Raw genomic sequence first — 13,054 nt, 5'->3', positions numbered from 1 at the left:
GGATATAACATGGCTGCAGAAGAAGTTACTCTATCTAGCCATATTCAGCACCACTTAACCAATGCTAAGATGTGCTCGACCGACGCTGGTCTTGCCTTCAATAAAGCATGTACGGATAGTGGCTTCTGGACATGGCATATAGATACCCTCGCATGGTCTATCGGACTAGGTCTAATATTTTTATGGATCTTCCGTAGTGCCGCAAAAAAATCAACTCTGGGTGTACCTGGAAAACTTCAATGTTTCATTGAAATGGTTGTTGAGTTCGTTGGCGACAACGTACGCGATACCTTCCACGGTAAAAGTAAGCTAATTGCACCATTAGCATTAACAATATTCGTTTGGATATTCTTAATGAACTTAATGGATTTAATCCCAGTTGACTTCCTACCTGCATTTGCTGGCTTTGTTGGCGAAACTGCATTCGGTATGGATTCACACGACGTATACATGAAAATCGTACCAACTACAGATATCAACATGACAGCTGCACTTGCGCTTGGCGTGTTCATTCTAATGATTGGTTACTCTATTAAAATCAAAGGTATCGGCGGTTTTATTAAAGAACTAACACTTCACCCGTTTAGTTCAAACAATACAGCTATGCAGATTCTTTTAATTCCATTCAACCTATTACTAGAGCTTATCGCATTGGTTTCTAAGCCGTTTTCACTGGCTCTGCGTTTGTTCGGTAACTTATATGCAGGTGAGTTAATCTTCATCCTTATAGGTGCTGTAGGTTTAATGCAACTACCGTTGCACTTTGTGTGGGCTGTATTCCATATCTTAGTAATCGTATTGCAGGCATTCGTATTCATGATGCTTACAATCGTATACCTAAGCATGGCAAGTTCAGATAATCACTAATTACTATATTTACAATTTTACTTTTACTTTTAATACAATTGAAACTTTGGAGAAATAAATGGAAGCTTTAGAATTATTAAACGGCTTAAAATACATCGCAGTAGCTTTACTTATCGGTTTCGGTGCAATCGGCACAGCAATCGGTTTTGGTAACATGGGCGGTAAATTCCTTGAAGCATGTGCACGTCAACCTGAGCTAGCACCATCGCTTCAAGTTAAAATGTTTATCCTTGCTGGTCTAATCGATGCTGTAGCAATGATTGGTGTTGGTATCGCGATGGTATTGTTGTTCGTACTTTAATTTTATTTTTTGAACAGCTTACTATTTAAGGAGGAGCGGTTGTGAACTTAAACGCCACTCTTATCGGTGAATTAATTGCGTTTACGGTGTTCGTATTATTTTGTATGAAATACGTATGGCCACCACTAAACGGTGCAATTGAAGCTCGCCAGAAGAAAATCGAAGATGGTTTAGCTGCCTCTGATAGAGCCGAGAAAGACTTAGAACTAGCGCAACAGAAAGCTGCAGAACAGCTTAAAGATGCAAAGGCTCAAGCGGCTGATATCATTGATCAAGCTAAAAAGCGTGCCGTGCTAATTGTTGACGAAGAAACTGTTCGTGGTCAGCAAGAGCGTGAAAAAATTATTGCTCAAGGGCACTCTGAAATTGAATCAGAGCGTAACCGTGTGACAGAAGAGCTACGTAAGCAAGTAGCAACTCTGGCAGTGGTTGGCGCAGAAAGAATTTTAGAGCGCGAAATCAATCAAGCCGCACATAGTGACATCGTTGAAAAACTTGTCGCTGAGCTGTAATTAGGAGGGTATGAGCATGTCTGAATTGACTACTATCGCTCGCCCATACGCTAAAGCGGCTTTTGAACTTGCCGTTGAAAAAGGCGCTATTGATAGCTGGAATGACATGTTGTTCTTTGCTGGCCACGTTGCCAGCAATGAACAGGCATCTACCATTTTAGCTGGATTGCCTACTGCTACCGCACAAGCTGAGTTATTTATTAACTTATGTGGTGAGCAGCTCAACGAACAAGGTCAGAACCTAGTTAAGGTGATGGCTGAAAATGGACGTTTGATTGCACTACCTGAAGTTGCCCATTTATTTTCTGCTTTAAAAGCAGACTATGAAAAAGAAATCGATATTGATGTGATTTCGGCAACTCCTCTTGCTGCAGCCCAGCAAGAATCATTGGTAGCGGCACTTGAAAAACGTTTCGCACGCAAAGTTAAGCTGAATTGTAGTGAAGACGCTACAGTAGTTGGCGGCCTTATTATTAAGGCTGGCGACACTGTAATTGACGGCTCTTTACGCGGTAAATTAAATCGCTTAGCCACAACACTACAATCGTAATTGGGAAAAAGAGCATGCAACTTAATTCCACTGAAATTTCAGATCTGATCAAACAACGTATTGAGAAGTTCGAAGTTGTAAGTGAAGCTCGTAACGAAGGTACAATTGTATCTGTTACTGACGGTATCATTCGCATCCACGGTCTAGCTGACTGTATGCAAGGTGAGATGATTGAGCTTCCTGGCAACCGTTATGCTATCGCACTAAACCTTGAGCGTGACTCAATTGGTGCAGTAGTAATGGGTCCTTACGCTGACCTTACAGAAGGCGTAAAAGTATACACTACTGGTCGTATCTTAGAAGTTCCTGTTGGTGCGGGTCTACTTGGTCGTGTTGTAAACACGCTAGGTGCTCCTATCGATGGTAAAGGCGCTTTAGATAACGACGGTTTTGAACCTGTAGAAAAAATTGCACCAGGTGTAATCGAGCGTCAATCAGTAGATGAGCCAGTACAAACTGGTTACAAATCTATCGATGCGATGATTCCAGTTGGTCGTGGTCAGCGTGAGCTTGTTATCGGTGACCGCCAAACAGGTAAAACTGCACTAGCAATCGATGCAATCATCAACCAAAAAGACACAGGCGTTAAGTGTGTGTACGTAGCGGTTGGTCAAAAAGCATCTACTATTGCTAACGTAGTACGTAAATTAGAAGAGCACGGTGCACTTGCAAATACTATCGTAGTTGTAGCATCTGCTTCTGAATCTGCGGCACTTCAGTACTTAGCACCGTTCTCGGGCTGTACTATGGGTGAATACTTCCGTGACCGTGGTGAAAACGCATTAATCGTATATGATGATTTATCTAAGCAAGCTGTTGCTTACCGTCAAATCTCATTGCTACTTAAGCGTCCACCAGGCCGTGAAGCATACCCAGGTGACGTATTCTACCTTCACTCGCGTCTTTTAGAGCGTGCATCACGTGTAAACACTGATTACGTAGAAAAGTTCACTAATGGTGAAGTGAAAGGTAAAACAGGTTCATTGACGGCATTGCCTATCATTGAAACTCAAGGCGGCGACGTTTCTGCGTTCGTACCGACAAACGTTATCTCTATCACCGATGGTCAGATCTTCTTAGAAACTGACTTATTCAACTCAGGTATCCGTCCGGCAGTAAATGCTGGTATCTCGGTATCGCGTGTTGGTGGTGCTGCACAAACTAAAATCGTTAAGAAACTAGGTGGCGGTATTCGTCTAGCCCTAGCTCAGTACCGTGAATTAGCTGCGTTCTCGCAGTTCGCGTCTGACCTTGATGATGCTACTCGTGCTCAACTTGAGCATGGTGAGCGTGTAACAGAGCTAATGAAGCAGAAACAGTACGCGCCAATGTCTGTTGCTGAAATGTCTTTGTCGTTATTCGCAGCTGAGAAAGGTTACTTGCAAGACATCGAAATCTCTAAAATCATGGATTTCGAAGCGGCATTACTTTCTTTCGCAAATAGCACATACGCAGAGCTTATGGCTCAAATCAATGAAACTGGTAACTACAACGCCGAGATCGAAGCGCAGCTTAAAGAACTTCTAGAGAAGTGCAAGTCTACGCAAACTTGGTAATTTAGTTATTAATGGTGTGCTTTATATCCTAAAGCACACCTTGATTCGGAGAGAGAGTCATGGCCAGCGGAAAAGAGATTAAAAGCAAGATCGGCAGTATTAAAAATACTCAAAAGATCACTAGCGCAATGGAAATGGTTGCTGCGTCTAAAATGAAAAAGGCGCAAGAACGAGTGGCTTCAAGCCGTCCATACGCTGAAAAATTACGTAAAGTGATTGGTCGTGTTGCTCAAGCAAATCTTGATTTTACTCACCCGTTCTTAGAAGAGCGTGAAGTAAAACGAGTTGGTTATATTGTTATCTCTACTGACCGTGGTCTATGTGGCGGCTTAAACTCAAATGAGTTTAAGAAAGTTGCATTAGACATTAAAGCGTGGAAAGAGAAAGGCGTAGATGCTGATTTTGCTACTTTAGGTAGTAAAGCAGCTGGCTTCTTTCAACGTTTTGGTGGTCAAGTGCTTGCTAAAAAAGCAGGTCTTGGAGATAAGCCTTCAGTACAGGACGTAATTGGTCCGGTAAAAATAATGCTAGATGCATTCTCTGAAGGTAAAATTGACCGTTTATTCCTGGTATATAACAACTTTGTTAATACCATGAAGCAAGAGCCAATAGTAGATCAGTTACTCCCTTTGCCAAAAGCTGAAGAAGAAGTATCTACACATGCGTGGGATTACTTATATGAACCAAACCCAGAGGCTATTTTAGAGTCTTTGTTAGTACGTTTCATTGAATCTCAAGTATACCAAGGTGTAGTTGAAAACGCTGCCTCTGAACAGGCTGCCCGCATGGTTGCAATGAAAGCTGCAACTGATAATGCCGGTGACCTTATGGATGAGTTACAGCTTGTATATAACAAAGCTCGCCAAGCAGCAATCACACAAGAAATTAGTGAGATTTGTTCTGGTTCAGCAGCAGTTTAATGCTTCAGGCAAAGATTAACGAGAGGAATAGACATGAGTTTAGGTAAGGTCGTCCAAATTATCGGCGCCGTTGTGGATATCGAATTTCCACAAGACAGCGTGCCAGCCGTATATGACGCGCTAAAAGTAACAGATGGCGATTTAGCTGGTTTGACTTTAGAAGTTCAACAGCAGCTAGGTGGCGGTGTGGTACGTACTATCGCACTAGGTACTACAGACGGTTTACGTCGTGGTGCTTCAGTAGAAAACACAGGCGAAGCAATTCAAGTTCCAGTTGGTACTAAGACCCTAGGTCGTATCATGAACGTACTTGGTGAGCCAATTGATGAAGCAGGTCCAATCGGTGAAGACGAGCGTATGTCTATCCACCGTGCAGCACCTACTTACGAAGAGCAATCAAGCTCAGTTGAACTTTTAGAAACGGGTATCAAGGTAATCGACCTTGTATGTCCATTCGCTAAAGGTGGTAAAGTTGGTTTATTCGGTGGTGCCGGTGTTGGTAAAACCGTAAACATGATGGAACTTATCCGTAACATCGCAATCGAGCACAGCGGCTACTCAGTATTCGCAGGTGTTGGTGAGCGTACTCGTGAGGGTAACGATTTCTACCATGAAATGAACGATTCAAACGTACTTGATAAAGTATCGCTTGTATACGGTCAGATGAACGAGCCACCGGGTAACCGTTTACGCGTAGCGTTAACAGGTCTTACTATGGCTGAGAAGTTCCGTGACGAAGGTCGCGACGTACTTTTCTTCGTAGATAACATCTACCGTTACACACTTGCGGGTACAGAAGTATCAGCACTTCTTGGTCGTATGCCATCAGCGGTAGGTTACCAGCCTACACTTGCTGAAGAAATGGGTGTACTTCAAGAGCGTATCGCATCTACTAAGACTGGTTCAATTACTTCAATCCAAGCGGTATACGTACCTGCGGATGATTTAACGGATCCGTCTCCAGCAACAACGTTTGCTCACTTAGATGCAACAGTGGTACTTTCACGTGATATCGCATCACTAGGTATCTACCCTGCGGTAGACCCTCTTGATTCATCTTCACGTCAGCTTGATCCACAAGTAATCGGTGAAGAGCATTACGGTATAGCGCGTGGCGTTCAAACAGTTCTTCAGCGTTACAAAGAACTTAAAGACATCATCGCAATTCTAGGTATGGACGAGCTTTCTGACGAAGATAAGCAACTTGTATCTCGTGCACGTAAAATCCAGCGTTTCCTATCTCAGCCATTCTTCGTGGCAGAGGTATTTACAGGTGCGCCAGGTAAATACGTTTCACTTAAAGACACAATTGCAGGCTTCAAAGGTATCTTAAACGGTGAGTTTGATGATATGCCAGAGCAAGCGTTCTACATGGTTGGCTCTATCGAAGAAGCTCAAGAAAAAGCCAAAAGCATGTAATTAGGAGGGTAGTATGGCAGCTATGACTGTACATCTTGATGTAGTAAGTGCTGAAGAGAAATTATTTTCTGGTTTAGTAGAATCTATTCAAGTATCTGGTAGTGAAGGTGAGTTAGGTGTTAACGCCGGTCACGCCCCACTACTAACTGCCCTTAAACCTGGTATGGTACGTTTAGTTAAGCAATTTGGTGAAGAAGAACTCATCTATATTGCTGGCGGTACACTAGAAGTTCAACCGAACATAGTGACCGTACTTGCTGATACAGCTGTTCGTGGTGAAGACCTGGACGAGAAAGCTGCAGAGCAAGCTAAACGTGACGCTGAAGCCCAAATGGCAAAAGGTGCATCTGCTGAGCTTGATTACAATCAAGCCGCAATGCAACTAGCTGAAGCAATTGCTCAGCTACGCGTTATTCAGCAATTACGTAAAAAGTAAGCCTATCTGGTTTTTAAAAGCCCACTTTATGTGGGCTTTTTTGTGCCTGAATAGATGACACTGAAAGACTTAGCTGTTAACCTGCGGTTAATGGGATGTGGTGGTTTATTATGGGGATCAAGCGATAAATAAGCTGCTATAAGGATATTATGTAAGTGAAAAAATGAAACAAGCAGAGTTTCCGGATTCAGTAGTAGAAGTAAAGTTTGGTGCTTGGTGTTTAAATATAAAGCGGCAAATAATTAGTGATGGCATTGTTGAAAAAGAGCTAGAGCCACTACTGTTTAAAATTTTAAGTTACCTCATCTTAAATCAAAATACTATTATCACTCGCCAAAATCTAATTGACGATGTTTGGTGTCAAAGTTATGTTGATGATAACGCGATAAATAGAGCGATATCAGAACTTAGAAAAATCTTAAAATCCCCTAACCAAGCTGCTTTAGTTGTCAAAACACATTATCGAAAAGGATATAGTTTTGATCTAGAAGTTGAGTTTATAGAAAGTGGTTACCAAAGCCAGAGCTCAAATCCAGTCAATGAGCTAGATTCTAAAGAAGCCGCTAAGCCGGTGATAAAAAAATACGTATTATGGGTGTTAGTCTTAATAGCCGTTCTGCTAGTAAGCGTCATAGCGGGTGTATATCAGTGGGCAGCTAAAAATAACGAGGTAGAAGTCACCAATAAAAACTACCAAGAAGAAATATTATCCATGAAAGAAGGGGTGCATACTTTTCTCTCACTTTCGCCTAATGAGAAAAATTTAGTTTTTACACTTATAAAATACGAAACTTCAGAGTTTATTTTAATCAATAAAGATCTTGCTACGGGAACAGAAAAGCTATTAATTAAACCTGGTTATGAAATACATCCAGTTGGTTGGTCATATAACAATAATGAGATTATCTACTGGCAAAGTAATGGCTTGGATTGTCAGGTATTTATTGTTGATAGTAACTTTGCTGGCGAGAGTCGATATTTGTTTGATTGCTCACATTTGCCTTTTTCTGGGGAGGGTATTAATGATACTAACCTCGTATATTCTAAATTTGGTTATCGTCATCGGGATGAGCTTGCTGTATTGATGAATCGTAACCTCATAACAGGTGAAGAGTATCAAATAAGCTCTCCTAATCTAAACTCTTACGGTGATAAATTTTTAGCGCATATAGAAGGTAAAAATAAAGTAGTTTTTGAACGGCATCAATTTGGTTTTAGTGAGTTGTACATTACAGATATTGAAGGGGGAGCTCAAACTCATCTGTATACTACTAAAAATCGTATCTGGACATTGAAGTATAACCAGGAGTTAGATTCATTACTTTGGTACGACAATGTAGACAATATTTTATTTCAGTATTCTTTATCTGAGCAAAAATTATTAAGTAAAACAGCAATGCAAGGAGTGTCGCCTTACTCTATGACTCTACCTATTAGTCCTAATGAAATCTTAGCCTTTCAATATCCTTACAATACTGATATTAATAAAATTGATTTAAATAATTTCAACTTATCTGATACATCTATTGGTACTCATTTAATAAGTCAAATACTCCCGCAAGTAACGAATAATGGAGATATATTTTTTCTTAGGAGCAAAAATAGTATAGGGGCTAATCGTACTTATAAATTGCAAGTTCTGGATGAAGCTACAAAATCGAGCATTGCTTTTAATCCGTTATTAAGAGTGTCACGAGATGGTGAAGAGGCATTACGAATCACTACTAAGGCAATAGAAATTCGCGATACTGAGCTTATTAATTTAAAAGAGTCTATTCAGGTGAATGGTACTCTTGTTAACACTGAGTTTTTGATAAATAAAAATATAGGCTTTATTGTACGTGGTAGTCATTCTTCGAGTACTTCATCTTATGTTTATGACAGAACAACAAAGAAGAGCGTTATATTGCCCATAAGTAATGCTGTCTGGTTTGATCAACTATCGACTACAAAATATATATTTCTTTCTGCACAAAACAAGCTACAAATTTTTGATAGTTGGAAAAATGTAGTCATTAAAGAGCTTGAGTTAAATCCAGTGAAATATAGGCACTCTCTATCGCTAGATGGCAATAAACTTCTTCATTCAGATGGTATAAATGTTTTCTTATATGATTTTAGTTTAGGTTTTGATACCGCCCCCCAGGTTGTTTTCAAAGGAGAAAACGCAAGGGTAATAAGAAGTATTGATTATAATGAAGCAGTTAATTCTGTATTTATCGGTTTGCTTACGGCACATAATAATAAAATATTTAAAGTAACTCAGGTTGAAAATTAAAGTTGGATAACGCTTTGAATTTTAGGTTAGTAGATGCCGCGCATAATATTTTACTTATATCCTTCACCAATCCTCGCTACAATAGTCACAAATAAAGCGAATAATGATTTCAGCTTAGATTCAGTGGCTACTGCTAGATTGCTGCTGAGTAAGTGCACATGATGTGACTTACGTGATCTTGGTTGAATTTACACACGCTTACTCATTTCAATAAAACAAAGAAAGAAGGATATTGTTTTAATGTCTCTGACTACAGTCATTCTTGCTGCGGGTAAAGGTACTCGTATGCGTTCAGCTTTACCTAAGGTATTGCATAAAGTTGCCGGTAAACCTATGGTGCAACATGTTATCGATAATGCTAAAGCACTTGGTGCTACATCGACTAACTTAGTTTTTGGTCATGGCGGCGAATTATTACAACAACAACTTGCCGATAATAACGTAAACTGGGTACTGCAAGCTGAGCAGCTAGGTACAGGCCACGCAGTGGCACAAGCAAATCCTCATATTAACGATAACGACACTGTACTGGTTTTATACGGTGACGTACCTTTAACTAAGCAATCTACACTTGAACGTTTATTAGCAGCGACACCTAAAAATGGCTTAGCAGTATTAACCGTTAATTTAGCAAACCCAAATGGTTACGGGCGTATGCTACGTGTTGATGGAAAGCTAGTGGGTATTGTTGAACAAAAAGATGCTAATGCAGAGCAGTTACTTATTAACGAAGTAAACACCGGCATTATGGCGGTTAATGGTAAGCTTTTAAAAACATGGTTAGGTAACTTGTCTAACAATAATGCTCAAGGTGAATACTACCTAACAGATATAGTTGCTATGGCGCACAGTGAAGGTGTAGAAATTACATCAGCACAGCCAGATCACCCAATGGAAGTTGAAGGCGCAAACAATCGTGTACAACTTGCAGGCTTAGAGCGTGCTTACCAAGCATGGCAAGCAGAAGAATTGATGTTAAATGGGGCGACTCTTGCCGACCCTGCGCGTATTGATGTGCGTGGCGACGTTAAAACAGGGGAAGACGTCCTCATCGATATCAACGTTATTTTTGAAGGCAATGTAACGCTTGGTAATAACGTACAAATTGGACCTAACTGTGTACTTAAAAACTGTAGCATCGGTGACAATGTTATTATTAAAGCCAATACACTAATTGAAGATGCATCAGTTGCGGCTCAATGTACACTCGGTCCATACGCCCGCCTTCGTCCTGGTGCAGTAATGGAAGAAGACTCGCACATTGGCAATTTTGTCGAAATGAAAAAAACCCGTTTAGGCAAAGGTTCTAAAGCAAACCACTTAAGTTACTTAGGTGATGCTGAAATTGGCGAGAAAGTGAATATTGGCGCAGGCACAATTACCTGTAACTACGATGGGGTTAATAAAGCAAAAACCATTATTGGCAATAATGCCTTTATAGGGTCTAACTCGTCACTGGTTGCTCCTGTAAACATTGGTGCTACAGCAACTGTGGGTGCAGGCTCTGTTATTACCAATGCCGTAGCGGATGATCAGCTAGCCGTAGCACGTGGCAAGCAACGTAATTTAGATGGTTGGAAACGCCCAGTTAAAAAATAGTAATGATCATTACTTATTAAATATTTAAAGCGAGTTTCATAACTCGCTTTTTTATTGCCTAAATATTCTATAAATAAAAATGCCATACTGTTGTCATCCCTGTGTGTTGATATTTAACTAATACAACACTCAGGAAAACAATAATGTTAAACAAATCAATAATAGCCCTTTCTTTGCTATCACTATTAACTGGTTGCTCACTAGATGGTGATGACGGCCAAGATGGCGCACAGGGTGTACAAGGTACAGCGGGTAATAATGGCGAAAACGGCACTAATGCAAATTCAGCTTTAAATATCAATCTTATTGGCCGCGCAGTACTCAATGCACAAAGCCCAGAGGGTGCAGCTGAAATAGTCGCCTACCAAGCCTCTAAAAAGTGGATTTATGCCATTAATAGCTCTGGCGACGAGGCAGTTGTGAATATCATTCCTGCCGATACGTTCGACACTGCAGCATTAGTAAAAGATAACGAAGGTATTGTAACCGCGACCAACTTAGCCTCTGCCATTACGCTCTCACTAAATGAAAATACGCCTGGTGATGCAAACAGCATAGCTATCGATGCAAATAACCAATTATTAGCGGTAGCAATGGCTGCTACAAACGTGGGCGAAGCTGGCCAAATAGCGTTTTACAATATTGGCGGAGATACACCAGTATTTATTAAAAATGTAACTGTAGGTGCCCTACCCGACATGGTGACATTTAGCCATGATGGTGCAAAAGTAGTGGTTGCTAATGAAGGTGAACCTAATGGCGACTACAGTATCGACCCCGAAGGCACAATTAGCATTATCGATATCAATAACGGCACTATTGCCGATACCGCTTTGAGCATAAACTTTCAAGCTTACAATAATAAGCAAGCAGAATTAGAAGTGCAGGGCTTAGTGTTTGCCAATCCTACTGGACGTACTATTAATGGTAATTTAATAAATACCACGGTTGCGATGGATTTAGAGCCAGAATATGTGAGCATTTCCAAGGATAATAAATACGCTTATGTCTCTATTCAAGAAAATAACGCTCTAGCCATCATCAACCTTGAAGATAATTCCCTTGAGCTAAAAGGGCTCGGTTTTAAAGATTGGTCAAACTTACAATTTGACGCTTCAGACAAAGACGGCGGTGTTAACTTTAAATCATACCCTGGTTTATATGGCATGTATCAGCCAGATACAATTGCAAGTTTTAGTTGGAAAGGAGCCAACTTTATTGTATCTGCCAACGAGGGTGATGCACGCGAATACTTTTTTGATGCAAGCGATGAAGCTGATTGTATAGCCAAGGGCGGCCTTGATTATGACGCTAAAGATGGGTGTTTGGCATATATAGATGAAAGCCGCGCAGAAGATCTAGCTCTCGCAGCTAACTTCGATTACTTAAATAACGATGATAACGACATTGGTCGTTTAAAAGTTACAACAGTAAAAGGTGATAAAAATAACGACGGCCAATACGAATCGCTTTATGCTTATGGCGCACGGTCATTTACCATTTGGGATAGCAATGGGCTGGTGGTGTTTGACTCAGGCGATCAAATTGCACGAGTAACCGCTTCTGTTCATGGCAATGCATTCAATAATAACGAAGATGAAAATAAAGGCGATACACGCTCAGATGATAAAGGGGCAGAACCCGAAGCGCTAACATTAGGTAAAGTTGGCGATAGGTTATTTGCTTTTGTTGGCTTAGAGCGTATGGGCACAATAATGGTGTTTGATATAACCAACCCTTACGATGTGAAATTTCAAGACTACTTTTATAATCGTGGTTTAGAACCAAGTGCAGATATAAGTGGCGATCTTGCTCCTGAAGGAATGACATTTGTTCCTGCAGCGCAAAGTGCAACAAACGAAGCACTGCTTATAATCGGTAATGAAATCTCAGGCTCAATTGCCGTATGGGAAATAACAACTCAGTAATTAGTAAAGTTTTAAGTAAAAGCGATGTAGCGGTTATCTATAAATCGCTTTTACTTCCTCCCCTCTCAATAATCATGCCTTATGTGAATGATTTTTAATCAAAAACAGCCCTGTAGCCCTTTGTTTGTATGGTTATTGTACTAAATTGAAATTAATTTAATAAAACTGAAATAAAGCATTGACCCTCTCCAGAATATCCCTATAATGCGCATCCACTGACCCGGCAGGCAGCAATGAAAAGCGCTGAACAAACGGTAAGTGAGTCGAGTAAAACTTAGCTTTTAAATCTTTTAAAAGAAACTAAAAATTAAGTGTTGACAAAAAAATAGGAAAGCGTAATATGCGCAGCCCTAGCGAGATAAGGTTTAAGGCTTTAATCGCAACGTTCTTTAACAATATAAAGCAATCATCTGTGTGGGCACTCGTACAGATTGAGTTCTAACAGCCAAGCTTAGTTTACTAAGTGAGGCAAACAAATTTAGAGTCTCAATTTAAACTGAGTGACCAACAGAATAATTACTTCGGTAGTTATTCAGCACAGTCAATTCAATATCGAAAGATATTAAATAAATTCAGAATTCATTGAGCTGTCGAAAGACATAAAACTTTTTAATTGAAGAGTTTGATCATGGCTCAGATTGAACGCTGGCGGCAGGCCTAACACATGCAAGTCGAGCGGTAACAGAAA

At 40.4% G+C, this 13,054-nt stretch carries 11 protein-coding genes and 1 rRNA gene (1 of these 12 cut by a window edge); all 12 read left to right on the top strand.

The annotated features are described in order from the left end of the window. The first annotated feature begins 9 nt into the window (after positions 1 to 9). The gene (gene atpB, locus ACNSN3_RS14815) at positions 10 to 867 is read left to right on the top strand and encodes a F0F1 ATP synthase subunit A (protein WP_008112123.1); all 858 of its coding nucleotides are present in this window, start codon (positions 10 to 12) and stop codon (positions 865 to 867) included. 58 nt (positions 868 to 925) lie between these two features. Continuing rightward, entirely contained in the window at positions 926 to 1,168 is a 243-nt protein-coding gene (atpE, locus tag ACNSN3_RS14810) for a F0F1 ATP synthase subunit C (protein ID WP_008112128.1), read from the top strand. Between the two features lie 41 nt (positions 1,169 to 1,209). Next, positions 1,210 to 1,680: a F0F1 ATP synthase subunit B gene (atpF, locus tag ACNSN3_RS14805; RefSeq protein ID WP_008112130.1), complete on the top strand. Its 471-nt coding sequence runs from the start codon at positions 1,210 to 1,212 to the stop codon at positions 1,678 to 1,680. A gap of 16 nt (positions 1,681 to 1,696) precedes the next feature. Next, positions 1,697 to 2,230, top strand: coding sequence for a F0F1 ATP synthase subunit delta (gene atpH / locus ACNSN3_RS14800; RefSeq protein ID WP_087533920.1), 534 nt, complete (start codon positions 1,697 to 1,699; stop codon positions 2,228 to 2,230). A gap of 14 nt (positions 2,231 to 2,244) precedes the next feature. Continuing rightward, positions 2,245 to 3,786, top strand: coding sequence for a F0F1 ATP synthase subunit alpha (gene atpA / locus ACNSN3_RS14795; RefSeq protein ID WP_008112134.1), 1,542 nt, complete (start codon positions 2,245 to 2,247; stop codon positions 3,784 to 3,786). A 59-nt stretch (positions 3,787 to 3,845) separates the two neighbouring features. Continuing rightward, a complete protein-coding gene (gene atpG / locus ACNSN3_RS14790; protein ID WP_008112136.1) occupies positions 3,846 to 4,706 on the top strand; it encodes a F0F1 ATP synthase subunit gamma in 861 nt (286 codons plus the stop codon). Between the two features lie 33 nt (positions 4,707 to 4,739). Further along, the gene (gene atpD, locus ACNSN3_RS14785) at positions 4,740 to 6,125 is read left to right on the top strand and encodes a F0F1 ATP synthase subunit beta (RefSeq protein WP_008112138.1); all 1,386 of its coding nucleotides are present in this window, start codon (positions 4,740 to 4,742) and stop codon (positions 6,123 to 6,125) included. A 13-nt stretch (positions 6,126 to 6,138) separates the two neighbouring features. Beyond that, complete coding sequence (locus tag ACNSN3_RS14780; RefSeq protein WP_008112140.1) at positions 6,139 to 6,561, top strand: F0F1 ATP synthase subunit epsilon; 423 nt, start codon at positions 6,139 to 6,141, stop codon at positions 6,559 to 6,561. A gap of 163 nt (positions 6,562 to 6,724) precedes the next feature. Next, entirely contained in the window at positions 6,725 to 8,839 is a 2,115-nt protein-coding gene (locus ACNSN3_RS14775) for a winged helix-turn-helix domain-containing protein (RefSeq protein ID WP_418607932.1), read from the top strand. Between the two features lie 240 nt (positions 8,840 to 9,079). Further along, positions 9,080 to 10,438: a bifunctional UDP-N-acetylglucosamine diphosphorylase/glucosamine-1-phosphate N-acetyltransferase GlmU gene (glmU, locus tag ACNSN3_RS14770; protein WP_418607930.1), complete on the top strand. Its 1,359-nt coding sequence runs from the start codon at positions 9,080 to 9,082 to the stop codon at positions 10,436 to 10,438. A 143-nt stretch (positions 10,439 to 10,581) separates the two neighbouring features. Then, positions 10,582 to 12,366: a choice-of-anchor I family protein gene (locus ACNSN3_RS14765; RefSeq protein WP_418607928.1), complete on the top strand. Its 1,785-nt coding sequence runs from the start codon at positions 10,582 to 10,584 to the stop codon at positions 12,364 to 12,366. Positions 12,367 to 12,976: 610 nt separating this feature from the next. Beyond that, positions 12,977 to 13,054, top strand: a 16S ribosomal RNA gene (locus ACNSN3_RS14760); it runs 1,458 nt beyond the window's last position.

The organism is Pseudoalteromonas sp. US3C1004, assembly GCF_048401065.1.
Lineage (GTDB): Bacteria > Pseudomonadota > Gammaproteobacteria > Enterobacterales > Alteromonadaceae > Pseudoalteromonas > Pseudoalteromonas undina.
This window is presented reverse-complemented; position numbering and strand designations above follow the sequence as displayed.

Excerpts from the sequence above, each read along its gene's own strand:
- ACNSN3_RS14775 (WP_418607932.1), top strand. The coding sequence starts at position 6,725 with ATGAAACAAGCAGAGTTTCCGGATTCAGTAGTAGAAGTAAAGTTTGGT.
- atpG (WP_008112136.1), top strand. The coding sequence starts at position 3,846 with ATGGCCAGCGGAAAAGAGATTAAAAGCAAGATCGGCAGTATTAAAAAT.
- atpB (WP_008112123.1), top strand. The coding sequence starts at position 10 with ATGGCTGCAGAAGAAGTTACTCTATCTAGCCATATTCAGCACCACTTA.
- glmU (WP_418607930.1), top strand. The coding sequence starts at position 9,080 with ATGTCTCTGACTACAGTCATTCTTGCTGCGGGTAAAGGTACTCGTATG.
- atpH (WP_087533920.1), top strand. The coding sequence starts at position 1,697 with ATGTCTGAATTGACTACTATCGCTCGCCCATACGCTAAAGCGGCTTTT.
- ACNSN3_RS14780 (WP_008112140.1), top strand. The coding sequence starts at position 6,139 with ATGGCAGCTATGACTGTACATCTTGATGTAGTAAGTGCTGAAGAGAAA.
- atpD (WP_008112138.1), top strand. The coding sequence starts at position 4,740 with ATGAGTTTAGGTAAGGTCGTCCAAATTATCGGCGCCGTTGTGGATATC.
- ACNSN3_RS14765 (WP_418607928.1), top strand. The coding sequence starts at position 10,582 with ATGTTAAACAAATCAATAATAGCCCTTTCTTTGCTATCACTATTAACT.
- atpA (WP_008112134.1), top strand. The coding sequence starts at position 2,245 with ATGCAACTTAATTCCACTGAAATTTCAGATCTGATCAAACAACGTATT.
- atpE (WP_008112128.1), top strand. The coding sequence starts at position 926 with ATGGAAGCTTTAGAATTATTAAACGGCTTAAAATACATCGCAGTAGCT.